Consider the following 22,388-nt stretch of genomic DNA (forward strand, 5'->3'; position numbering starts at 1 on the left):
GGCGGCGCCCGCGGCGGCGCCCGCGGCGGCGCCCGCGGTGGGGGCCGACAGCCTGGCCAGGGCGGTGAGCTCCGCCTGCCCGAGCGCGACCGCATCGAACCCGGCCCGGGAGACGTCCGCGACGCTCTCGATGTCCACCCCGACCGGGCCGAGGAAGGTCAGGGCGAACGCGACGCACCCGACGGCGCGACTGAGGCTGACGTGCAGCGGGCTGGTCCCCGTCCCGGCCCCGGACGACACCGCCACCAGCGGCCGGCCGTGGTCCCGGCCGCCGCAGTGCGGACAGTCTCGCTCGATGCGCACGAGGCGCGAATCAACGCCGAGCGCCCAGGCAGCCGCGGCCGCCAGGAACCGCCGGTCGTCGGCATCCGTGGACCCGCGGGGAGCGACAACGATGAAGACGTCGCCGGCTCGCTCAGGGTTCACGACCCCCAACCTACCTTCCCCGCCGGTGCCCGGTCAGTGCGCGAGCCCGCTCAGCGGGCGGCCCGTCCGGTGCGACACTGGTAGCTGTTAGCTAAGGAGAGCGCGCGTGGCACTGATCGACAACGCTGTATATGTGAAGGGCCGCCGGGCCGCGAACCCGACGACGCTCGACGAGACCTATGAGGTGATGAAGGCCCACCAGGGCTTCGCCTGGATCGGGATGTACCGGCCCTCACCCGACGAGGTGCGCTCGGTCGCGGCCGAATTCAGCCTGCACCACCTCTCGGTCGAAGACGCGCTGAAGGGCCACCAGCGGGCGAAGCTGGAACGCTTCGACGACATCCTCTTCGTCGTGCTGCGTCCGGCCCGCTATCTCGACCAGGAAGAACGCGTCGAGTTCGGCGAGCTGCACGTTTTCGTGGGCCCGGACTTCGTGGCCACCATTCGCCACGCCGAGTCGCCCGACCTCGCGCAGGTGCGCGAGCGCATGGAAAAGACGCCGGAGCTGCTGGCCCTCGGGCCGGAGGCCGTGCTCTACGCCATCCTCGACCAGATCGTCGACGAGTATGGGCCGGTCGTCGCCGGGTTGGAGAACGACATCGACGAGATCGAGGACCAGCTCTTCGACGGCGATCAGGCCGTCGCCCGGCGCATCTACGACCTCTCCCGGGAGGTCATCGAGTTCCAGCGTGCGACGCAGCCGCTCGTGGGCATGCTGGAGTCGTTGCAGAAGGGCTTCACCACCTACAACGTCCCCGCGGAGCTCAGCCACCACCTGCGTGACGTGCTCGACCACACCCTTCGGGTTGTCGAGCGCGGCGACGCGTTTCGCCAACTCCTCGACAATGCCCTCACTGTGCACAGCACCCTTGTGACCCAGCGCCAGAACGAGGAGACCCGGCGGTTGTCTGAGACCAGCCTCGTCCAGAGCGAAGAGGTCAAGAAGATCTCGAGCTGGGCGGCCATCCTCTTCGCGCCCACGCTCGTGGGCACCATCTACGGCATGAACTTCACCCACATGCCCGAGCTCACCTGGGTGTTCGGCTACCCGTTCGCACTCGCCCTCATGCTCGCGATGGGCGTCGGCCTCTACGGCGTCTTCAAGAAGAACGGATGGCTGTAGCCGGCGCCGGCTGGGCAGCACGCCAGGCATCGACCTCGGCAGTCAGGGCCGCCTTCTCCCCGTTCGTCAGGAACGACGCCTCGATCCCGTTCCGGGCGAGCAGGGCCAGCCGGTCCGGTCCCAGGCCGAACTCCGCATCGACCGCGGCCAGGTTGTCGTCGATGTAGCCGCCGAAGTAGGCCGGGTCGTCGGAGTTGATGCAGGCGAGCAGCCCGCGGTCGAGCATCCGCACGATGGGGTGGTCGGCGAGGGTGTCGATCACGCGCAGTCGCACATTCGAGAACGGGCAGACCGTGAGCGGGATGCGGTCCCGCACAAGCCGGTCAAGCAGCACCTCGTCTTCCAGGCTGCGGATGCCGTGGTCGACGCGTTCCACCCCGAGTAGGTCGAGGGCCTGCCAGACGTAGTCGGGCGGTCCTTCCTCGCCCGCATGCGCCACCAGGCGCAAACCGTTCTCGCGGGCCAGAGCGAAGACCTCGGTGAAGAGCTCCGGGGGATAGCCGACCTCGGCCGAGTCCAGCCCGATGCCATCGATCGGCACCCCACCGGTGAGAATCTCTCGCAGGATCTGCAGGGCCTCGGCGGGTGGACGGTCCCGGAGGAACGTCACGATCAGCTTCGTGCTGATGCTCCACTCGTCGACCGACCGGTCCAGGGCGTCGCGCACCCCCGCCAGGGCGGTGACCAGCGGGACGCCCCGGCTCGTGTGCGCCTGCGGGTCGAAGAAGAGCTCCGCGTGCCGCACCCCGGCCGTGCGGGCGCGTGCCAGGTAGGCGCGGGTCAGGTCGGTGAAGTCGATCCGTTCGCGCAGCACGTCCAGGGCCCGGTAGTAGAGGTTCAGGAACGACTGCAGGTCGGCGAAGTCGTACTGGGCGCGCAGCTCCGCCAACGACGCCCACGGCAGAGTCACCGCGTTCCGCGCGGCCAGCTCGAAGAGCAGCTCCGGTTCGAGGGTTCCCTCGATGTGCAGGTGGAGTTCGACGAGGGGGAGTTTCATTGCACCATTCTCGCCGAGGCGAGCCGAATCGCTGACGGCCGCACGCGCATCCGGAAGCCCCGTTTTGAGACAATTCGGGGCTGAATCCGCGCAATTCCGGGCCGCCTGCCGCGGAATCGGAGGGATTTGGCTTATGGTGTCGAGTGTGTGGCGCCTCGATAAGAAACTAGATGACGACGGCATCCTGACGGAGATTCAGGATGCTCCGCCCACCGACCCGCACGATTCCGCGGCTCCGCACGCGGTCAGCTTGGGCGATCCGTCCTTCACCGTGGGCAATGTGGCCGACCCGGTCTGGCAGCGCTGGCGCGACGAACTCGCCGAAGTGGGCGGGCGTTCCCCGCTGCTGCACTTCAGCGACGGACCCCGCACGCGGATCGAACTGAGCGCCACCCATCCGGGCGGTCTGCCCCAGTTCATCACCGGCAAGACGGCTCTGCTCTCCAACCTGATCCGCGACGAGCTGGCCCTGCGCAACGCGCGGCTGGCGGCCGGCGAGATCACCCAGAAGGGCATCGAACTGCGCTCCATGCGCGGCATCGAATCGGTGCACCTGGCCATCGGCCTCGCCGAGTGGCGCCACAACGATGTGGACTACAGCGCTCCCGTGCTGCTGCGCCCCCTCGCCATCCGCCGCTACGGCCGCGATTTCGAACTCAAGCTCAAGGGCCAGCCGTTCCTCAACCCGGAATTGGCCCGCGCGCTGAAGGACCAGTTCGAGATCGTTCTGGATGCGGATGCGTTCGTGGCGCTGGCCGTCACCAACGGCGCCTTCAAACCGCAGCCCGTGATCGACCGGTTGCGCGGCCTCACCTCGCACCTGCCCTGGTTCAACGTGGTACCGCGCCTCGTGGCCTCCGTGTTCGCCGACGTCGGCCGCGCTCTCGCCGCCGATGCGGCCAACCTGGACCATCCGCTGCTCGACGCGATCGGTGGCAACACCAACGCCCGGCGCGCCATCGAGACCGCGTACAACCCGGTCGTCCCGCTCGGCCAGGATTCCCGGCCACCGGCCACCGACATCCTTCTGCTTGACGCGGACTCCGAGCAGGAGAACGTCGTCGCGCAGATCGCGGCCGGCAACTCGCTCGTCGTGAAAACCCTTCCCGGCACCGGCGGCACGCAGACGATTGTGAACGCGATCGGCTCGCTTATCGCTCAGCACAAGCGCGTGCTCGTCGTCAGCGCCCGCCGCTCCAGCCTCGACGGTATCGCGCACCGCTTGGTGCAGGTCGGGCTGCCCGGGGTCGCCGTGACCCCCCGCACCCTGCGCCGGGACCTGATCCAGGCGATCACCCGCAACGAGAAGGCCACCCAGCCCATGGTCGGCGACGTCGACGACGCGCTCGTGCGCCTGCGCAAGGTGCTACTCGACTACCGGTCGGCGCTCACCCGCCGCGACCCGGCGCTCGGGGTGTCCGTTCTCGACGCCCTCGGTGAGTTGGCACGCCTCGCGCAGCTGCCCTCACCTCCCTCGACCACGGCCAGGCTCGACCGACGCGCGCTCGAACGCCTGGCGCAGGGTCGGCCGGCCGCCGCCGCCACCCTGATCAAGGCGGCTGCACTCGGTGAATTCCGCTACGGACCGGGCGACTCGCCCTGGTACGGAGCCTCCTTCTCCTCCACCGCGGACGCCTCGGCGGCGCACCAGCTGGCCAAACGGGTCAACCAGATCGAACTCCCGCGCCTGCTCGAGCGTGCCGCCGGACTCGTCGGCCAGACCCGACTGCGACCGTTCGAGACCATCGCCGAGCTCGGCGTCTACCTGCGGCTGCTGCTCGACATCCGGGAGACGCTCGACAAGTTCCAGCCGGCCGTCTTCGACCGGTCCCTGACCGAACTGATCTCCGCGACCGCGTCCCGCCGGGAGTCACCCGAGATGACCGGCGCGAACCGTCGCCGTCTGCGCAAGCTCGCTGTGGAATACCTGCGCCCCGGCGTGCACGTGAGCGACATGAACGAGAGCCTGCGCCGCATCCAGCAGCAGCGCACCCTGTGGCAGCGCTTCGTAGTCGCCGGCGTCACTCCCGAGGTGCCCGTGGGCATCTCGGATGTGCACGTGGCCTACCAGCGCGTCTCGGAAGACCTCGCGAGCCTCGACATTCCGCTCGGAGCGGCCGGAACCACGCGTCAGCTGTCGAACCGCCCGGTGAAGGAGCTCATCTACACGATCTCCGGCCTGGCCGCCGAGAGCGAGGTGCTGGCGAACCTACATGAGCGCACCGCGCTGCTCGCTACCCTGCGCGAACACAATCTCGACCCGCTGATGACCGACCTGGCCCAGCGCCACGTGTCCGAGAGAGACGTCGCCGACGAGCTCGAACTCGCCTGGTGGCAGTCCGTGCTCGAGACCATGCTCAGCGGCGACAAGGCCCTCCTGAACGCCAACACGCAGGTTCTCGACCGGCTCGAGGCCGACTTCCGCCTGGTCGACGAGGCGCACGCCTCGACCACCGGGCAGCTCCTCGCCTGGCTGCTCGCCGAGACCTGGAAGATCGGCGTCGTCGACTGGCCCGAGGAGGCCGACAACCTCAGGCGCCTGCTGCGCGCCGACCGGGCCACCCCCACCCGCCTGCACAAGGCCGCCCCGCACCTGGGCCGCGTGCTCGCCCCGGTCTGGCTGGCCTCGCCCTACGAGGTGGCGGCACTCGCCGACCAGATGAGCTTCGACACCGTCCTGCTCGTCGACGCCGGCGCCACCACTCTGGCCGAGAACGTCGGCGCCATCCGTCGCGGCCGGCAGATCGTCGCGTTCGGCGACCCGGTCACGCAGACACCGTCGTCGTTCGAGACCGGCATCACGGCCGCCGCCGACGACCGCGTCGAGCAGGAGACCAACGTCGACGCCCTGCACGCCGACTCGGCCCTGGCCCGCCTCGGCGAGCTGCTGCCGACCCTCACCCTGACCCGCAGCTACCGCGCTGGCGGCGAAGACCTCGCGGAACTCGTCAACCACCGTTTCTACGGCGGGCGCATCGACTCCCTGCCCTGGGCGGGCAGCTACCTCGGGCACGGCAGCCTCACCATCAACTACGTGGCCGGCGGGCACGGCATGCCCGACGCCGACTCCGGGGCCGTGGAAAGCGTCGACGCCGAGGTGGCCAAGGTCGTCGAACTCGTCATGGACCACGCCGTCAAGCGCCCGAAGGAATCACTCATGGTCATCACGGCCAGCGCGCGGCACTCCGTGCGTGTGCACCAGGCCGTGCTGTCCGCCTTCTCCAAGCGTACCGACCTCTCCGACTTCATCCTGAAAGACCGGGCCGAGCCATTCACTGTGCTCACCCTCGAGCAGGCCGTGGCGCAGAGCCGCGACCGGGTGATCTTCTCCATCGGCTACGGCCGCACCCCGCACGGCCGTCTCCTGACGAACTTCGGTTCGCTCGGTGAACCGGGCGGCGAGCGGCTGCTGGCCATCGGCATGACCCGGGCCCGCCGGGCCATGGACATCGTTTCCTGCTTCCGCCCCTCCGACATCGACGAGGATCGCCAGCGCCACGGCATCCTCGCGCTCTCCCAGGTGCTCAGCGAGACCGAGGCGCGCCGCAACGAGGCCCAGGTTCCCGACGCGAGCGAGGCGATGCTGGTCGACCTGGCCCGCCGCCTGGAACGCCTTGGCCTCACCGTGTCGCTCGGCCACCGCGGCAAGCTGGCCCTCGCCGGCTCGCACGCGGGCCGTGCCGTCGTCGTCGAAACGGATGCCGTCGTCGGCCGGTCGAGCTTGCGCGAGTCCCTGAGGCTCCGCCCCGAAGTGCTGCGCCGCCTCGGCTGGCACTACCTGCGGGTGCACAGCTTCGAACTCTTCAGCAACCCGGACGCGGTGGCCGCCCGCGTGGCGGCACTCGTCGGCCTGTCGGTGCCGCCGGCGGCTGCCGGATCCTCCGCGCATGGCTCGGCCGCGCCTGGTACGACGGGGCGTGGTTCGACGGCGCCTGGTTCGACGGCGCCTGGTTCGTCGGGGCGTGGTTCGACGGGGCCTGGTTCGTCCGGTCCGGTGCGCCGACCTGGTGCCTGAGCGCGACGTACCCGAGCGGGATGGTCTCGACAAGCTCGACCACCGGGATAAGGTCGGCCACCGGGACGCATCCGTCGTTCCCCGGCAGTCCGTCGTCAAATCGGCCGGCACGTCCCGGCGTGCTCGGCTGACGCCCGCGCCCGACACCGACCCCGATCCGCACCCACCGGTTCTGCGCGAGGAGGGCGGCATCGTGCCCGCCGATCCCGCCGGACCGGGCACCCGCGGCGTCAACGACGAACGGCTCCGTCAGGACCGCCCGCCGCACTGGTAGCCGAAGGGACGGAGTCGGTGACTGCCGTGGATGAGTGAGGCCGCATCGTCGTGGGCGATGGGCCCGCCGAGCCCGTGTGTGTGTGTGTGTGTGTGTGTGTGGCTAACTCAGGACATCCGTCGGCCGCATTCACCAGCCGCCGCGGAGCAGTGCGGAACCGGCGCGGATGCCCGACCCGGCCGGACGGATCTCCTGAGTTGGCCACAACCCCTGCCCGCTGTGCAGCAGCGCTTGTGCCGCTCGGTATCCACCACGCGCTCCGCCCGCGGCCCGAACGAATTCGACGGAGATTCTGCCCGTATCGTCCGGAAACAGGCCGAAATCCCGCTCAAACGTCAGAATCTCCGTCGAATTGGTTCGACCCCGGACACGGCCTTCCGCCTGTACTGAGCAGCGTCAACGGGGGCCGGTCAGAATTGGCTTGCCGGGAGCGATAACCAATCGATGAGGCCTCACTCATCTAGAGCGTGTGCTTCGGACCCTGGTCGAGTGTCGCGCCGGCGGCCAGCAGGTCCCGGATCTCGGTCAGGAGGTCGAGTTCCGTTGTGGGGGCGGCGGCATCGGCGGTGGAGGGAATTCCGGCTGCACGGCGACGCTCCTGCGTGTGCTTGAGGTGGTTGAGCGGCATCACGAAGACGAAATAGACGACGGCCGCGACCAGCAGGAAGTTGATGGCCGCGGCGAGGACGAGACCGAACGACAGGCCGCCCCCGCCGGGAAGGCCGATGACCATTGCCTCCGTCAGGCTCTCCGAGTCGAAGATCGCCGCGATCAGCGGGTTGAAGATGCCCGTGACGATCGCGCTGACCACCCCGGTGAACGCCGCGCCGATGACCACGGCGACAGCAAGCTCAATGACGTTGCCGCGCATGATGAATTCTTTGAAGCCCTGGATCATGGTGATACTCCGGTGAGGTCTCGGCGCCGGGACAGGCGAGTGGTGTGCTGAGGTGCTGAGGTGCTGAGGTGCTGAGGTGCTGAGGTGCTGAGGCGGTGAGGTGCTGGGGGCTAGGAGGCCTTCGCGGCGGACGCGGGCGTGTTGCTGGTGCTGGTGCTTGCGACTTTCGTCGGGCCGGAGCTGTCTTTCGCGGGGGCCGCGGACTTCTCGCTGGAGGAGCCGGAACCGGTGCCGGAGCCGGAATCGCCCGACTTCGCGTCTGAGCTCTTATCTGACTTTTTGTCTGGGGTCTTCGACGAGCGCTCGAGCGAGCGCTTCGCATCCGATCGGGCGTCGTTGCTGTAAAAGCCGGAACCGCTGAAGGTCACGCCGATCGACGAGAAGACCTTGCGCAGCTTGCCGCCACAGGTCGGGCACGTGGTGAGCGAGCTGTCGGTGAATGCTTGCTGGATGTCGAACGCGGTGTCGCACTCGGTGCAGCGGTAGGAATAGGTAGGCACTGGAACTCCGATGGGGGACCGGCCCGTGGGCCGGAATCTCCGATTATGAAATGGCTTTCGTTGAACAGGAAGTAGGGGGAGTGCCGATCAGAACGCGATGATGCGCGTGGGGGTGACCAGGCCGTCGACCGGCTGGTCGTGAACCTCACGGGGCACCTCGTCGACGAATTCGTTGTCGAAGACGACGGCATACACCGGCGGGCACTTCTCCATTGAGCCTAGGGTCTTGTCGTAGTAGCCGCGACCCCAGCCCATGCGCAGGCCGGTCGCATCGACGGCGGCGGCCGGCACGATGATGAGGTCAACGTCGTTGATCGCGATCGGGCCCAGCAGGCTGCCGCCTGCCTCGGGCGCGCCCGAGAGACCCTCGAATTCGGTCTGGTCCTCGCCGACGGTCCAGTCGAGGAGTCCGTCATCGCGGGACACCGGAAACAGCACCCGGATGCCCTGGGCCTCCGCCCAGTTCACGAACGGGCGGGTGTCCGGTTCGTTGCGGGAGGACAGGTAGCAGGAGATGGACCGGGCCGACAGATCCAGAGTGATGCTCTGCAGATTCTGAGTGAATCCGGCCGTCGCGGCCTCCCGCTCGACCGAGGTCAGGTTCTGGCGGCGCTCCCGCAGCTCGGCGCGAAGCGCGCGCTTTCGGTGACCGATAACGGAATCCATATATCTCATCCTAGATGCCGATATCGTAGGGACCATGGGGACACCAATTACCAAAGCCGTCATTCCTGCTGCAGGACTGGGCACTCGTTTTCTTCCGGCCACCAAGGCCATGCCGAAGGAGATGCTGCCGGTCGTCGACAAACCGGCGATCCAGTACGTGGTGGAGGAGGCCGTGGCCGCGGGCCTGACCGACGTGCTGATGGTCACCGGGCGCAACAAGAACGCGCTGGAAAACCACTTCGACCGCATGACCGAACTCGAGGCGATCCTGAAGAAAAAGGGCGACCACAGCCGACTGGAGAAGGTCAACCACGCCACCGACCTGGCCGACATCCACTACGTCCGCCAGGGTGACCCGCTGGGCCTCGGCCACGCGGTGCTGCGAGCCAAGATGCATGTTGGCAACGAACCGTTCGCGGTGCTGCTCGGTGACGACATCATCGACGCGCGCGACCCGCTGTTGTCGAAGATGCTCGCCGAGCAGAGCACGCGCAATACCAGCATCATTGCCCTGATGGAGGTGGAGCCCTCACAGATCCACCTCTACGGGGCGGCCGCGGTCGAGGCCACCGACGATCCCGACGTGGTGCGGGTCACCGGGCTGGTCGAGAAGCCCAGCACCGAGGATGCCCCGTCGAACCTGGCCATCATCGGCCGCTACGTGCTACGCCCCGAGGTCTTCGAGGTGCTCGAGCGCACCCAGCCGGGCAAGGGTAACGAGATCCAGCTCACCGACGCGCTGCAGGAGATGGCGCTGAACCCGGTCACCAGCGGCGGCGTGTACGGGGTCATTTTCCGTGGCCGCCGCTACGACACCGGCGACCGCCTCGACTACATCAAGGCCATTGTGCAGCTTGCCGTCGACCGCGAGGACCTCGGACCGGACCTGCGGCCCTGGCTGCACGAGTTCGTCGCCACTCTCGACTAAAACACGCGCGGTAGATTAACGGAACACCATTTCGGCATTGAGTAGACGGGCACACTGTGGCGATCGCAATACCGACGCTTCATGAGGGTCCCGTCACACTGCGACCGATCCGATTGCGCGACGACCGCAACCTCGACCGTTCCCTGATGGAGAACCGGGGCTGGCTGCGCACCTGGGAGGCCACCAGCCCCTATGCGCCGATGTCCTTCGACACCCGCGCCAGCATCCGCAGCCTGCTTGCGCACTCTCGTGCCGGCAGCGGGCTGCCGTTCCTGGTCGAATACCAGGGCGAGCTGGCCGGCCAGCTCAACGTGTCGTCGATCACCTGGGGCTCCCTGTCGTCGGCCACCATCGGCTACTGGGTGGGCGAGGAATTCGCAGGGAAGGCGATCACGCCCACAGCCGTAGCCCTGGCCACCGACTACTGCTTCGGCCAGCTCGGGCTGCACCGCATGGAGATCTGCATCCGACCCGAGAACGTGCCCTCGCTGCGGGTCGTGGAGAAACTCGGCTTCCGCTACGAGGGTCTGCGTCGCCGGTACATTCACATTAACGGCGACTGGCGCGACCATTTTTGCTTCGGGCTGGTGGCCGAAGAGGTGCGCCAGGGCGTGCTGCACCGCTGGCAGTTCGGCCAGGCGCCGGCCGACGCCGCCCGGGTGACGGACGTCGATCGGGCCGCGGCCGCGCATCCGTTGACGGTGAGTGACCGATGAGTGCAAGAATTGCCCGTGACACACCCTCGATAATCATCACCGCATGGCTACGGCCCTCTTACCTTAGAGATTATGAGTAGCGAGATCCTGGGCGGGGGAGTGATGATTGCGGTCGCGGCTGCCCTGTGGGTGACCTACCTCATGCCGACCTGGGCGCGCCGACGCCAGTACCTCACCACCGAGCGCAACGCTGTTCGCTTGCAGCAGACCATGCGCATTCTGGCGGAGACGTCCGAGGTGCCCCAGCAGGTGCGGCTCGAAGCGAATGCCCGAACCGTCCTGACCCAACGCAAGCTGCTGGCCCAGGCCGAAGACGATGCCCGAGCCGAGGCGAAGGCGGTGACGGATGCCGCCGCGTCCGCCCGGCGCTCCGCCGCGGCCCTGGCCGCCACAAACCGCGCCGCTGCCGCCCGAGAGGTCGCTGCCCAGGCTTCCGCAGTGCGTGCCGGCGCAGTGGGCGCCGGGGTCGTGGCCAGATTGCCGGGTCGCGCTCGCGCTCTGCGTCTGCGCCGAGTGCGAGCGCTGACCTCCCTGATCCTGCTCGGGGGCATCCTCTTCTTCGTCTCCGGGGTTCTCGCGGTGGCAGCGGGCGGAGCCTGGACCGCAGTCCTCGCCGGCCTGGCTACGGTCGCGCTCGCTGTCGGGGCGCTGTCGCGCCTCGCCCGCACATCTCGCCGCGCCCACCAGCACGCTGCCGCCGCGAATGGCTCAGAGGTCAGCTACCCCTCCGCCCGTGTCGGGCAGGCCTTCGAGTCCGTGCACCTCGAGGAGACGCCGGTCGTCGCTCCGAGCTGGACGCCGTTGCCGCTGCCTCGGCCGATGCACCTGTCGCGCGGATCCGTCGCCCAGGCGGCGATGGCATCCGTGGATGCCGCCGCCGAGCTGCGGAAGGTAGCCGCAGAGGCGGAACTCGCCCGCCGGGCCGCGGCGCTCGAGGTGGCCGTCACCCCGCTCACGCGTGCGGCGCCCGGTCGCGAGAATGCTCCGGCTGTGCCCGCAGCGAGCCGGTTCGCGTCGATGGGGGTCGTCGGAGACACCGCTCCCGGCATGAGCGACCTCGACGACGTGCTGCGCCGTCGCCGCGCCGTCGGCTGACCGAACCCGGGCACATTCGGGCTCTAGCGGGCGGTTCGGCGAAACTCGGTCGCCGCGCGTGATATTCTGCATAAGCGGTTAGGGGCTATGGCGCAGTTGGTAGCGCGTCTCGTTCGCAATGAGAAGGTCAGGAGTTCGAATCTCCTTAGCTCCACCGAGATAGTGACAATCGTCAGTCGCAGGCCCCTGGGAAACCGGGGGCCTTCTTCTTTCTGTCTTCGTCTTCAGGCCGACGAGCCATTCCGTCGCCGAACTCGGAGATTTCGGTTCATGCGGCGTGGTGCGCCGGGGTGAACAGCGTGTCGCAAAAATCTCCGAAATGGGAGTTTCTGATCCAAGCCGAGTTCACGTGCCGACCTGCGCCGGCCTCAGCCGCCGAGCGCCGATCGGCCGACGAACGTCTCCATGGTGAGCACGGTCGTGCCCTCCACGTCGGTTGTGGACAGCGCCACGCGCACAGCACCGAGCTCGGCCAGGGAAGAAACGTGGGTGCCGCCGCAGGGGATGCGCACGTCGTGTGCCGGCAGCTCACAGACCCAGTACCGGCGGTCGGTCAGCAGTGGGCCGTCCCGGTCGATGCGCACGCTCGCGTCCGTAGCCACCCACCCGGCGAGAGAGGTGTTCAGCATCGATTCGATCTCGGCCAGTTGGTCGGCCAGTTCCTCCGTGACGAAGCCCTTGCGGCGCAGGGATTTGCCGAGCCGGTAGGTGTCCACGGATTCGTTCTCGCCGATGAGGGACACGTCGATCGCGGTGCCGTCGAAGTCGGGGCTGCCGAGAGCGTCGGTGCGCACGTCCTTCTTCCACCGGTTTGCGAGAGCCAGGTTGAGGGCGAGGGAGGCAAGGTGGCACGCGGTGTGGCCCGCGGACATCCGTCGCCGGTAGCCGGTGTCAACGCCGGCGTCGACCGGCTGCCCCTCGATCAGGGCGGCATGGGGCTGCACGATGTGGGCCACGACGAACGCCCAGCCGGGCGTTCCCTTCGGCACCGGGATGTCCCGGCCGAGATGCAGCGCCGACCCGTCCGTTGCTCCGACGACGCAGTCCAGCACCGGCAGCTCGATTCCCTGGGCGCGCAGCACGGCCCGGTCGGGACCCTGGTCGGGCCAACCCGCGTCAACCGGGTGCACGGGGGTGGTGTCGAGGAGCACGGCGAGCAGTCCGGTCGGGAGCGGCTCGACGTGCAGCACCGTCGCGGTGCTCTCGGTCTGCCCGGCCGGGTAGCTCACTTGGGTGTCCATGGTGGGAAGGGTCATCGGCAGGTCCTTTCGGAACATAAAAGGGTGTTGCCGCGGCTAGCGCGGCAACACCCTGAGTTTAATCGTGGAGCAGGCGCTAGGCCTTGCGCGCCTTCTCGGTCGTCTCGTTCGCCTTGGCATGCTTGTCGGCACGCTTCTCCTTCAAGGACTTGCCGGCAACCTTTTTGGATGCGTCCTTCTTGGGTGATTTGTCAGCCATGTGTACTCCTTCGAACCGAGCCCCAGCGGCACCGTGACTTCGACCCTACGCGGGTTGCCGCGAAACGGCACCTTCCCGCTCGCACCGGCACCCGGGCCTGTGCAACTTGCGCGCCCGGCCGTAGGCTGAGACCGACGCGCCCCGCCAGAGAGGCAGACGTCTCCACCCGGAGAAAGGGATCCAAATATGAGCGACACGACCACCTACGAGGCCATTTTCTACGGACCCAATGTGATCGCCGCCGGCACGCCCCGGAAACTCGAGTACGTGAACGGCGAGTACCAGCAGGAGGTCGTGCTCGAGGAGACGGAAGACGGCTCAACCGTGCGCCGCAGTTTCCGGATCGGCCACGAAACCGAGGAACCGATCCCTTACCGCTTCGTTGAGGAGGATACCGAAGACCCGCAGGGCGAAGCGGATATTCCCAACTAGCCGGGACCGCTTGATTCGTCCACCGGGTCAGATCCGGGTGCCGGGGCCGCGGCCGAGCCGAACGGGCAAAGCCATCAGCGGCCCCACGAAGCGGCGCTGCAGCCTGCGCGCCGGACCCCAGACGAACTGCACCACGTACTGGGCGAGGATGGCGCCCGCCGCCAGCGCGGCGGCCACGGCACCTGCGGTCAGCATGCTGAGCAGGCCGTCGATGTTGCCGTCGGACAGCTGCAGCAGGCCGCGGAACAGGATCAGCCCCGGAACGAGGGGGACGAGCGCGGAAACGACGATCACCAGCGGGGGAGTGCGCACGATCCGGGCCGCGATCGCGGCCAGCAGACCGACACCCATTGCGCTGAGAGCCGACGACCAGACCAGGCCGAAGCCGGCGCTCGCCCCACCCAGATAGAGCAGCTCGGCGACGGCGCCGAGCAGGCAGACCACCCAGAACGCCCGCCACGGCACCTGCACGGCGAGGCCGAAACCGGCGACGATGACCATGGCGGCGGCGAGCATCACGGGCAAGTCGGCCAGAGTCGGCGTGAGGTTGGCATCGACGCGCAATTGGAACCCGAAGCGGGCCACCAGCAGTGACGCCCCGGCCACGCCGGTGACCAGGCCGCCCGTGATCAACAGGGCCTCCATCATCCGTGCCGTGCCGGTCAGGTAGAAGCCCGACAGTGTGTCGTGGACCGCGCCGAAGGTGGTGACGCCGGCCAGGAGCATGATGATGGTCGCGATGACGACCAGGGACGGATTCGCCGAGGTGTCGATGAGTGCGACGATCGCGGCGACAATCGGCCCGATCGCCCCGCCCACCACGTTTTGGTAGAAGACGGGAACCTGCCGGCGGTCGAGCGAGGTCGTGATCAGGTCGATGAAGAAGGTGGCGACGAAGGCGGCGACGCAGACGACCAGGCCGCCGCCGATGAGCACGGCGGCCCCGGCTCCGACGAGGCTCCAGCCCAGCCGGCGGTACAGGGCCGGTACCTGCGGCTTGGCGCTGACAATGGTGGCCAGACGTTTGCGGGCATCGGCGACATCCGGCGGCGAGTCGAGGATCTCGGCGATCAGCTCGGAGGTGGCCGCGAGCTTGCTGTAGTTGAGCGAACGGTACTTGACGTTGCGGCTCCGGGTGATGGACTCGTGCGTGGCCGGGTCCTCGTGGGTGAGCGCGATGATCGTGTGCGTGACGTTGGCCTCGGTTCCCCTCAGCCCGTAGGCGCGGGTGATGGCTTCCATGGCGGCCGTGGCGTCTTCGGCTCCGGCGCCAGCCGCGAAGATGACCTCCGCGAGCCGCATGGTGAGGTCGAGGACCGAGCGGGTGTAGGCGGCGCTGTCGAAGACGTTGATCGCGCGGGTGACATCAGACATCGAGCGGACCCAGCCAGGCGGCAGCCACGGTGGCGTGCGCCGATTCGGCGTCGGACGGGTGGAAGAGCCCGGCAAGAACGTCGCGGTACAGTCGCCCGAGCTCGTTCCCGGCAAAGTACGACGAGCCGCCGCTGACCCGCAGCGCCTGGTCGACGACCAGGCGCGCGGTCTCGGTGGCGCGATACTTCAGGCCCGACAGGAGCGGGAACCACCGCGGGCCGTGGTCGGCCTGAGTGGCGAGATCGTGGGCGAGGGCGTCGAGCTGGGGGTACAGGCCATCCATCATCATCGCGGCCTCCGCGACGCGCCAACGGATGTCCGGGTCCTGCGCCAGGGTTCGGCCGTCGTGCTTGAGCGACGTGCGCCGCTTCGCCGCCAGCACGGCCAGCTCGACCGCGCGCCGGCCGATGCCGGTGTACACGGCCGCCAGCAGGATCTCGAAATTGGCGAAGATCGCAAAGATCAGCGGGTCAGGGTTCGGCCCGGGATCCAGCCGCCGGAAGACCTGCTCCGGGCGGGCGGATGCGCCGGTGAGCACCGTGCTGCGGCTCTGGCTGGCTCGCATGCCCAGGGTGTCCCAGTCATTCTTCTGACTGACGCCCGGGTCGCCCCGATCGATGAACGCCCAGACGATTTTCGGGCCGTCAACGGAGTCCCGGTCGATCCCCATGGTGCCGAGCCGGGTCCAGGCCGGGGAGAGCGTGGTGAAAATCTTGGTGCCGGTGAATCGGTAGCCGCCGTCTGGCTGTGGGGTGGCCGTCGTGATCGAATCGGAGAGCACGAGGTCGTTGCCCGGCTCGCTCACGCCGAAGCCGAAGATCTCGCCCGCGGCGGCGCCGTGCAGCATGCAAGCGAGGCTGTCGTCGCCGCGCTGATGCAGGGTGAGAGCCACGCCCGTCCAGACGAGGTGCATGTTGACGGAGAGGGCCGTGGCCGGGGCGTGGGCGGCGAGCCGGATCTGGTCGTCGGCGACCTGCTGCACGCTGCGCCCGAGGCCACCATGGGAGACAGGCACGAGCGAGCGGAGGTAACCGCAGGCGATCAGGTCGGCCAGATCGTCGGCGGGGAACGTATTGTCCCGGTCATGCTTCGCGGCACGAGAACGGATGCGTTCGAGCAGCTCGTCACCGAGCGGGGAGAGTTCGGTAGACGTGTACACCAAATAAGTTTACGCAGGCGTGCGCCGCTTGCGTGCCAACCGGATCACCAGGTAGACGATTGCTGCGACCAGGCCGAGAGCGAGCAGCCAGGGCAGCGCGAAGCCGATGGCCACGATCGCGGTACCGAGGGCTGTCAGGAGGGCGTTCCAGCCGGCCGCGATGGCATCCCAGAAGTCGTCCGGGGTGCCGGGATCCACTGTGCCGGTCGAGTACAGGTCGAGCGTGATGGTCGAGAAATCAACCTGGTCGGACAGGTAGTCCCGCTGCGCCTGCAACCCCTCGAGCTCGCTCTGCCGCTCGGCCAGCGCGTTCTCGACGGCGATCAGGTCGGTCGTGTTCGTGGCGCTCGTCATCAGGGCGAGTAACCGGTCGACCGAGGTCTGCAGCGAGGTGATCCGGGCATCGAGGTCCTGGGTCTGCTGGGTGATGTCCGAGGCATTGAGTGACACGAAGTTGACGGTGCCGAGCTGCTTCAGCTCCGCGAGCGTGCGGTCGAGCTCATCCGAGGGGATGCGCAGGGTGAGGTTCGCGCTCGCCGGCTGGTTGCCGGTGGCGGGGTTCTCGGTGCGGCTGTCGATCCGACCACCGGCCTGCTCGGTGATGGTGACGGCATCCTGCACGGATGCGATCGGGTCCTTCACGGTGATCGACACCATCCCGGTGGTGATCACGTCGCGCTGGCTGGAGGCGATCTCGCCCGTGCTGCCGTCCGGGAAGGTGCGCGAGTCGAGAGACTCGCCGGGTTCGGCGCCGGGTGTGACGGTCCCCGGATTGACGACGCCCGGTTCGGCGAGGCCCGGGGACGTGGCGGGGCCGCCGGAGTCGGTGGAAGCGCCGGGCACGGAGCATCCGGCCAGCAGCAGTGCACTCAGGAGTACCGCGGCGATCGCGGGCAAACGCTTCATGGCCCCACTGTACGACCGCTGTCGCCGGCTCTGGATCACAATCGAGTCTCGGCATGCGGCGCGCGCTTCGCGTGCATGCGCCGCCTACACCGGTCGCTGAATGGATCGGGGACGCCGTTCACGGCGATACTGGAACCATGACCTGGTGGGCGACCCTCTGCGAACGGCTCGGCTGGACACGCCCGCCGCTGCTGCACATCGCAATCGATGAGGGAACCGGTCCGGTCGTGATTCTCGTGCACGGCATCGCCTCCTCCTCGGAAACGTTCCGGGAACTGGTGCCACTGCTTGTGCCCAGGCACCGGGTCATCGCCGTCGACATCCTGGGTTTCGGCGAATCGCCGATCCCCGAAGGGTGCGAGTATCGGCTCGAGGACCACGTCGAGGCCCTGGCCACCACGATCCGGTCGCTGAAGCTCCGCGAGCCGTTCATCCTGGTGGGCCACTCCCTCGGCAGCCTGATCGCGGCCCGGCTGGCGGCGATGCCCCGCACCCGCGCGTCCCGTCGAACCCAGGTGTCCCGGGTGGTGCTCGTGGGGCCGCCGGTCTATCTGTCGCCGACCGACATCGGTGAACGCTGGGTGCGGGCCCGGGTGAACGCCTACCTGCGCGCCTACGATTTCCTGCGGCTGAACAAGGAGTTCACTCTCGCGAACGCGGCCATCATCGCACGGCTGCTGCCGAAGGGCATCTTCGAGCTGACGGAGCGCAACTGGACCCCGTTCGTGAAATCGCTGGAGCACTGCATCGAATCGCAGACCGTGGTCAGCGACATCGCGGCCGTGCGAGTGCCGGTCGACGTGGTCTACGGTGTGCTGGACGCCTTCATCGCGGCCGGCTCCATGACGGTGATCGAACGGATGCGCCACGTCACCATGCACCGCGTCGAAGCGAACGACCATCTCATCCGGCCGCGGCTCGCCCGGGCACTGGCCCGGGTCATCGACGCGGACGACAGGGCCGGGGCCGGGGCCTTGTCCGCGGCTGCTGCCTCGTCGGTCACTGCTTCCACTTTGACTTCCGTGGCTAGGCTGGAGACATGGACACACGAACCCTCGGAAAAACCGGCCGAATCGTCTCCGTGATCGGGTTGGGCACCTGGCAGCTGGGAGCGGACTGGGGTGACGTGTCGGAGGCCGACGCGACTGCGGTGCTCGCGGCATCCGTCGACGCCGGCGTCACCTTCTTCGACACCGCCGACGTCTACGGTGACGGCCGCAGCGAGCAGATCATCGGTCGATTCCTGGCCGGCAGCGCCGCCGCAGCCGGCATCACCGTGGCCACCAAGATGGGCCGACGGGTCGACCAGCTGGCCGAGAACTATACGCTCGCCAACTTCCGGGCCTGGACCGACCGGTCCCGCACGAACCTCGGCATGGACACCCTGCACCTCGTGCAGCTGCACTGCCCGCCGAGCGACGTGATCGAATCCGACGAGGTCTACGACGCGCTCGACACACTCGTCGCCGAGGGAGCCATCGCCGGCTACGGGGTGAGCGTCGAGACCTGCGACCAGGCTCTCGCAGCCATCGAACGGCCCGGCCTGGCCAGCGTGCAGATCATCCTGAATGCGTTCAGGCTGAAGCCGCTCGAGGCCGTCGTGCCGGCCGCGCGCGCCGCCGGTGTGGGCATCATCGCCCGCGTTCCGTTGGCGAGCGGCCTGCTGACCGGAAAGTACACCCGGGAGACAACCTTCGCGGCGAACGACCACCGCAACTACAACCGCGACGGCAGCGCCTTCGACGTCGGCGAGACCTTCTCCGGTGTGGACTATGAGACCGGCCTGGCAGCCGCCGCGGAGTTCGCGGCGCTCGTGGGCTCCCTGACCGAGGAGCTCACGCCCGCGCAGGCCGCGCTGGCCTGGGTGGCCCAGATTGACGGCATCAGCTCGGTCATCCCCGGGGCCCGATCGGTGCAGCAGGCTCGCGGCAACGCCGCTGCCGGTTCGGTCGCCCCGCTCAGCCTCGGGCTCAACGAGGGCGTGCAGGATATCTACGACCGGATGCTGCGCGAGCAGATCCACCGCCGCTGGTAGCACCTGTCCGGTCGGGAGTGCCCGTTCCGCGGGTCGCTCTCGACCGGAACGGGGACTCTCGCGTGGACCTGTGGGGGCGGCATTGTCGCAAGGCACTGCGGCTCCGGCGAACCAATTCGACGGAGATTTTTGGGTTGAAGCCGGTTTCCGGCTTGTTTGGGCGGGATTCGGTCGAAATCTCCGTCGAATTCGTCAGGCGTGCGGAGAGGGGCGCGGGAGAGTGGCGCGGGGCCCTCAGCGCGACCCGCGGGCACCGATCCGGGTCGAGCCGAGATTCAGTCCAGGTCGTCGGGATCTCTGCCGGTGCGCTGGCCGGCGTCGATGGCGGCGATGGCGGCATGGTCGCCGGCGTTGAGTGTGAAGTCGAAGACGTCGAAGTTTTCCCGGATGCGCACCGGTGTCACCGACTTCGGAATCACCACATTGCCCAGCTCGAGGTGCCAGCGGATGACCACCTGTGCGGCCGTCTTGCCGTGCCGGGCGCCGATGGCGTCGAGGGTCTCGTTGCCGATCGCGCGGCCGCGGGCCAACGGCGACCAGGCCTCGGTGAGGATGCCGTGGGCCGCGTCGTACTCGCGCACGGTGGACTGCTGCAGCCACGGGTGCAGCTCCACCTGGTTGAGGACCGGAACGACATCCGTTTCGGCCAGCAGACGGTCCAGGTGGTGCGGCTGGAAATTGGACACCCCGATCGACCGGGCGCGACCTGAGGCGCGCAGCGTCTCGAGGGCGCGCCAGGTATCGACGAAGAGGTCCTGGCGGGGTGCGGGCCAGTGGATCAGAAAGAGGTCGACGTAGTCGAGGCCGAGTTTGCCGAGGCTCACGTCGAAGGCGCGCAGGGTCTTGTCGTAGCCGTGCTGGTCGTTCCAGACCTTCGTGGTGACGAACACGTCCTCACGGGGCAGGCCGGAGCGGGCGATACCCTGGCCGACGCCGGTCTCGTTGTCGTAGAGCGCCGCGGTGTCGATGTGGCGGTAACCGGCCTCCAGGGCGACCTGCACAGCGTCGGCCGCCGCGGCATCCGCGATCTTGTACACGCCGAGCCCGAGCTGGGGGATACCGTGTCCGTCATGCAGGGGAAGTAACGGTGAGAGCGTCATTCCCCCATCTAACCTCGTCCTACTGCGCCGAGGCGTGAAACGACACGATTGAGGGGTGCGCGGGACGCTCAACCCCGCAATTGTGTCGGTTCACCGCGCGATGAGCGGAGGCGGCTAGGAGACCTGCACCTGGATCGGTGCGGTGTCGGGGAGCGGGCTCGCATCGCGGCCGCGCAGGTCGGGGTGCCAGCGCCGGCCGAGCGCGGGGATGATCGTGCCGAGCCCCGCGAAGCCGGCCGCGACCAGGATGGCCGCCGTGGCGCCGCTCTGGTCGATCATGAAACCGGCGATGGCGGAACCCAGGGCGGCGCCCATCAGCTGGCCGGTGCCCACCCAGCCGTAGGCCTCCGCGGTGTCACTGAACTTGACGCTCGCGGACACGATGCCGAACAGAACGGCAAAGGCCGGCGCGATTCCGATTCCCGCCAGCAGCAGGGTGGCGGCCAGCCACCAGAAGCTGAGCCCGAGGGTGGCGAGCCCGAGGCCGACGGTGACGATGAGCATCCGTGCGGCCAACGCCCAAGGGCCGATCGGGGCGTGGCCGAGGGCGAGCCCGCCGATCAGCGAGCCGAGAGCGAAGATGCCGAGCACCCAGCCCGAGTCCGCGCTGCCGTGCCCGAATGCGGCCACCACACCCGCCTCGACCGAGGCGCAGGCGGCGACCAGCATGAAACCGACGATGGTGCTGAGCATGACCGCCGGGCGTTTGAGAACGACGCCGAGTTTGCGGCGGCTACGTGGGATGCGCACCCGGCCGACCTCGGGCAGCACCAGAAACCAGACGCCGCCGCCGATGAGGAAGAGGGCGGCGAGCAGGATGCCGGCGACCGGGCTGACCTGGATGGCCACGAACGTGGCAATCACCGGGCCCAGCACCCAGATGATCTCCTGGGCCGACGCGTCGAGCGAGAACAGCGGCGTGAGCTGGCGGGAGTTGACGATCTTCGGGTAGATGGTGCGCACGGCCGGCTGAATCGGCGGTGTGGACAACCCGGCTATGAGCCCCACGGCCATCAGAACATAAATGGGCATGCTGACCAGAGCCATTGTCACGATGGAGGTCGCGCAGACGACGAGGGTGGCCGTGATCACCGGACGCATGCCCCAGCGGCCCATCAGTCGGCTGGTGAGCGGCCCGGCGACGGCCTGGCCGATGCTCATGGCGCCCAGCACGAGGCCGGCGGCGCCATAGGAGTCGAAGACCTGCTCGATGTGGATCAGGAACGCGAGCGACAGCATCCCAAAGGGGAACCGAGCTGTCAGTTGTGCGGCGATGACGCGAGCAACGCCCGGAGTCTTCAAAAGGGTCCAATAGCTGCTCACTTACTCAAGTCTACGTCCGCCGAGGTAGCGTGAGCGCGTGCGAATACTGATCACGGCCGACGAATTGGCAGCCATGCTTGAGTCCCGAAGCGACGTTCGGGTGCTGGACGTGCGCTGGAAGCTGGGTGGCCCGCCCGGGCCGGACGAATACCGGGCCGGCCACATCCCCGGCGCCGTGTACGTCGACCTGGAGACCGAGTTGGCCCGGCCCGGCGAACCGGCCGACGGGCGGCATCCGTTGCCCACCCGTGCGACGCTGCAGGCAGCCGCGCGCCGCTGGGGGCTTCGTGACGGCGACACGGCCGTGGTCTACGACGACCTGGGCGGGGTGTCGGCAGCCCGTGCCTGGTGGCTGCTGCGTCACGCCGGGGTGCGCGACGTGCTGCTTCTCGACGGGGCGCTCGCCGCCTGGCGCGCCGCCGGCCTGCCGCTCGCGGTCGGCGAGCTGGCCACGACAGAGCTGAGCGCGGAAACGGTCCGTCCGGGCACGATCACCCTCTCCGACGGGGTGCTGCCTGTGCTCGACACGGATGACGCCGCCGCGCTCGCGCAGACCGGCGCGCTCCTCGACGCCCGCGCTGCGGAGCGCTACCGTGGTGACACGGAGCCGATCGATCCTCGTGCCGGCCACATCCCCGGCGCGATCAGCGCGCCCACGGCCGACAACCTCACCCTCGACGGGCGCTTCCTCCCGGCCGCCGAACTGCGCGCCCGGTTCGAGGCGCTCGGAGTCACGGCGGGCGGCACGGTGGGCGTCTACTGCGGCTCCGGCGTCACCGCCGCGCACGAGGCGGCCGCTCTGGCCATCGCCGGGTTCTCACCGGCGCTCTACCCCGGCTCGTGGTCGCAGTGGTCCAACCTGCCGGGCCGCCCGGTCGCGACGGGCGACCCGCGGGCGTGAAATCCGCGCGAAACACGCTTCCGGTCATACTGAGACACGGGGAAGCCCGTCCACGCTCAGTA

21 protein-coding genes, 1 tRNA gene and 1 pseudogene are annotated in these 22,388 nt (G+C 68.5%); 11 read left to right on the top strand and 12 right to left on the bottom strand.

Annotated elements, in window-relative coordinates:
• Window positions 1-426 (bottom strand): annotated as a pseudogene (locus E3N94_RS03875) (hypothetical protein); the annotation flags it as partial.
• A 106-nt stretch (window positions 427-532) separates the two neighbouring features.
• On the opposite strand from E3N94_RS03875, the gene E3N94_RS03880 reads away from it, so the two are divergent.
• Complete coding sequence (locus E3N94_RS03880; RefSeq protein ID WP_104099581.1) at window positions 533-1,549, top strand: magnesium and cobalt transport protein CorA; 1,017 nt, start codon at window positions 533-535, stop codon at window positions 1,547-1,549.
• On the opposite strand, the gene E3N94_RS03885 is transcribed toward E3N94_RS03880, so the two are convergent.
• Window positions 1,527-2,546: an adenosine deaminase gene (locus tag E3N94_RS03885; RefSeq protein WP_134569848.1), complete on the bottom strand. Its 1,020-nt coding sequence runs from the start codon at window positions 2,544-2,546 to the stop codon at window positions 1,527-1,529. The two genes, E3N94_RS03880 and E3N94_RS03885, sit on opposite strands and share 23 nt — an antisense overlap.
• 133 nt (window positions 2,547-2,679) lie before the next feature.
• Here E3N94_RS03885 and E3N94_RS03890 point away from each other — a divergent pair, with 133 nt between their 5' ends.
• Together E3N94_RS03890 and E3N94_RS03895 are read left to right on the top strand one after the other, a co-directional pair.
• Window positions 2,680-6,561, top strand: coding sequence for an AAA family ATPase (locus E3N94_RS03890; protein ID WP_241987059.1), 3,882 nt, complete (start codon window positions 2,680-2,682; stop codon window positions 6,559-6,561).
• Complete coding sequence (locus E3N94_RS03895) at window positions 6,554-6,835, top strand: hypothetical protein (protein ID WP_104099579.1); 282 nt, start codon at window positions 6,554-6,556, stop codon at window positions 6,833-6,835. The genes E3N94_RS03890 and E3N94_RS03895 overlap by 8 nt, the downstream gene beginning before the upstream one ends.
• 460 nt (window positions 6,836-7,295) lie before the next feature.
• Here the strand turns inward: E3N94_RS03895 and mscL are convergent, their stop codons facing one another.
• The 3 genes from mscL to E3N94_RS03910 all read right to left on the bottom strand — a co-directional run bounded on the left by mscL (window position 7,296) and on the right by E3N94_RS03910 (window position 8,899).
• Window positions 7,296-7,733, bottom strand: coding sequence for a large conductance mechanosensitive channel protein MscL (gene mscL / locus E3N94_RS03900; protein WP_104099578.1), 438 nt, complete (start codon window positions 7,731-7,733; stop codon window positions 7,296-7,298).
• Between the two features lie 110 nt (window positions 7,734-7,843).
• Window positions 7,844-8,233, bottom strand: a complete 390-nt coding sequence (locus E3N94_RS03905; RefSeq protein ID WP_104099577.1) for an FmdB family zinc ribbon protein — start codon at window positions 8,231-8,233, stop codon at window positions 7,844-7,846.
• An 87-nt stretch (window positions 8,234-8,320) separates the two neighbouring features.
• Window positions 8,321-8,899, bottom strand: a complete 579-nt coding sequence (locus E3N94_RS03910) for a 5-formyltetrahydrofolate cyclo-ligase (RefSeq protein ID WP_104099576.1) — start codon at window positions 8,897-8,899, stop codon at window positions 8,321-8,323.
• Window positions 8,900-8,933: 34 nt separating this feature from the next.
• Between E3N94_RS03910 and galU the strand changes: the two genes are divergently transcribed.
• The 4 genes from galU to E3N94_RS03930 all read left to right on the top strand — a co-directional run bounded on the left by galU (window position 8,934) and on the right by E3N94_RS03930 (window position 11,792).
• The gene (gene galU / locus E3N94_RS03915; RefSeq protein ID WP_104099575.1) at window positions 8,934-9,827 is read left to right on the top strand and encodes a UTP--glucose-1-phosphate uridylyltransferase GalU; all 894 of its coding nucleotides are present in this window, start codon (window positions 8,934-8,936) and stop codon (window positions 9,825-9,827) included.
• A 56-nt stretch (window positions 9,828-9,883) separates the two neighbouring features.
• Window positions 9,884-10,543, top strand: coding sequence for a GNAT family protein (locus E3N94_RS03920; RefSeq protein ID WP_104099574.1), 660 nt, complete (start codon window positions 9,884-9,886; stop codon window positions 10,541-10,543).
• A 72-nt stretch (window positions 10,544-10,615) separates the two neighbouring features.
• On the top strand, window positions 10,616-11,638 hold the full coding sequence (locus tag E3N94_RS03925) for a hypothetical protein (RefSeq protein WP_104099573.1): 1,023 nt from the start codon (window positions 10,616-10,618) through the stop codon (window positions 11,636-11,638).
• An 81-nt stretch (window positions 11,639-11,719) separates the two neighbouring features.
• A tRNA-Ala gene (locus tag E3N94_RS03930) sits at window positions 11,720-11,792 on the top strand.
• 214 nt (window positions 11,793-12,006) lie between these two features.
• Here the strand turns inward: E3N94_RS03930 and E3N94_RS03935 are convergent.
• Both E3N94_RS03935 and E3N94_RS17455 read right to left on the bottom strand, forming a co-directional pair.
• Window positions 12,007-12,894, bottom strand: a complete 888-nt coding sequence (locus E3N94_RS03935; RefSeq protein ID WP_134569849.1) for a metal-dependent hydrolase — start codon at window positions 12,892-12,894, stop codon at window positions 12,007-12,009.
• Between the two features lie 79 nt (window positions 12,895-12,973).
• Window positions 12,974-13,096, bottom strand: coding sequence for a hypothetical protein (locus E3N94_RS17455; protein ID WP_255408599.1), 123 nt, complete (start codon window positions 13,094-13,096; stop codon window positions 12,974-12,976).
• A gap of 186 nt (window positions 13,097-13,282) precedes the next feature.
• Here E3N94_RS17455 and E3N94_RS03940 point away from each other — a divergent pair, with 186 nt between their 5' ends.
• Window positions 13,283-13,528 (top strand): hypothetical protein, encoded by a 246-nt coding sequence (locus E3N94_RS03940; RefSeq protein WP_104099571.1) that lies wholly within the window; start codon window positions 13,283-13,285, stop codon window positions 13,526-13,528.
• Window positions 13,529-13,555: 27 nt separating this feature from the next.
• Here the strand turns inward: E3N94_RS03940 and E3N94_RS03945 are convergent, their stop codons facing one another.
• From E3N94_RS03945 to E3N94_RS03955, 3 genes are read right to left on the bottom strand one after another with little or no spacing between them, the layout of a single operon-like run.
• Entirely contained in the window at window positions 13,556-14,902 is a 1,347-nt protein-coding gene (locus E3N94_RS03945; protein ID WP_104099570.1) for a threonine/serine exporter family protein, read from the bottom strand.
• Window positions 14,895-16,061, bottom strand: coding sequence for an acyl-CoA dehydrogenase family protein (locus E3N94_RS03950; RefSeq protein WP_174776117.1), 1,167 nt, complete (start codon window positions 16,059-16,061; stop codon window positions 14,895-14,897). The genes E3N94_RS03945 and E3N94_RS03950 overlap by 8 nt, the downstream gene beginning before the upstream one ends.
• 9 nt (window positions 16,062-16,070) lie before the next feature.
• A complete protein-coding gene (locus E3N94_RS03955) occupies window positions 16,071-16,967 on the bottom strand; it encodes a DUF4349 domain-containing protein (RefSeq protein WP_104099568.1) in 897 nt (298 codons plus the stop codon).
• Between the two features lie 137 nt (window positions 16,968-17,104).
• Here E3N94_RS03955 and E3N94_RS03960 point away from each other — a divergent pair, with 137 nt between their 5' ends.
• Together E3N94_RS03960 and E3N94_RS03965 are read left to right on the top strand one after the other, a co-directional pair.
• On the top strand, window positions 17,105-18,052 hold the full coding sequence (locus tag E3N94_RS03960) for an alpha/beta hydrolase (protein ID WP_104099567.1): 948 nt from the start codon (window positions 17,105-17,107) through the stop codon (window positions 18,050-18,052).
• On the top strand, window positions 18,007-19,002 hold the full coding sequence (locus tag E3N94_RS03965; RefSeq protein ID WP_104099566.1) for an aldo/keto reductase: 996 nt from the start codon (window positions 18,007-18,009) through the stop codon (window positions 19,000-19,002). Before E3N94_RS03960 ends, E3N94_RS03965 begins: the two co-directional genes overlap by 46 nt.
• Before the next feature lie 275 nt (window positions 19,003-19,277).
• Here E3N94_RS03965 and E3N94_RS03970 read toward each other — a convergent pair whose 3' ends face one another.
• Together E3N94_RS03970 and E3N94_RS03975 are read right to left on the bottom strand one after the other, a co-directional pair.
• On the bottom strand, window positions 19,278-20,102 hold the full coding sequence (locus tag E3N94_RS03970; protein ID WP_134342422.1) for an aldo/keto reductase: 825 nt from the start codon (window positions 20,100-20,102) through the stop codon (window positions 19,278-19,280).
• A gap of 114 nt (window positions 20,103-20,216) precedes the next feature.
• The gene (locus E3N94_RS03975; RefSeq protein WP_134342423.1) at window positions 20,217-21,425 is read right to left on the bottom strand and encodes an MFS transporter; all 1,209 of its coding nucleotides are present in this window, start codon (window positions 21,423-21,425) and stop codon (window positions 20,217-20,219) included.
• 37 nt (window positions 21,426-21,462) lie between these two features.
• On the opposite strand from E3N94_RS03975, the gene E3N94_RS03980 reads away from it, so the two are divergent.
• The gene (locus E3N94_RS03980) at window positions 21,463-22,326 is read left to right on the top strand and encodes a sulfurtransferase (RefSeq protein WP_134569851.1); all 864 of its coding nucleotides are present in this window, start codon (window positions 21,463-21,465) and stop codon (window positions 22,324-22,326) included.
• Window positions 22,327-22,388: the final 62 nt, after the last annotated feature.

It is taken from the genome of Cryobacterium sp. Sr3, assembly GCF_004402835.1.
Taxonomy (GTDB): Bacteria; Actinomycetota; Actinomycetes; order Actinomycetales; family Microbacteriaceae; genus Cryobacterium; species Cryobacterium sandaracinum.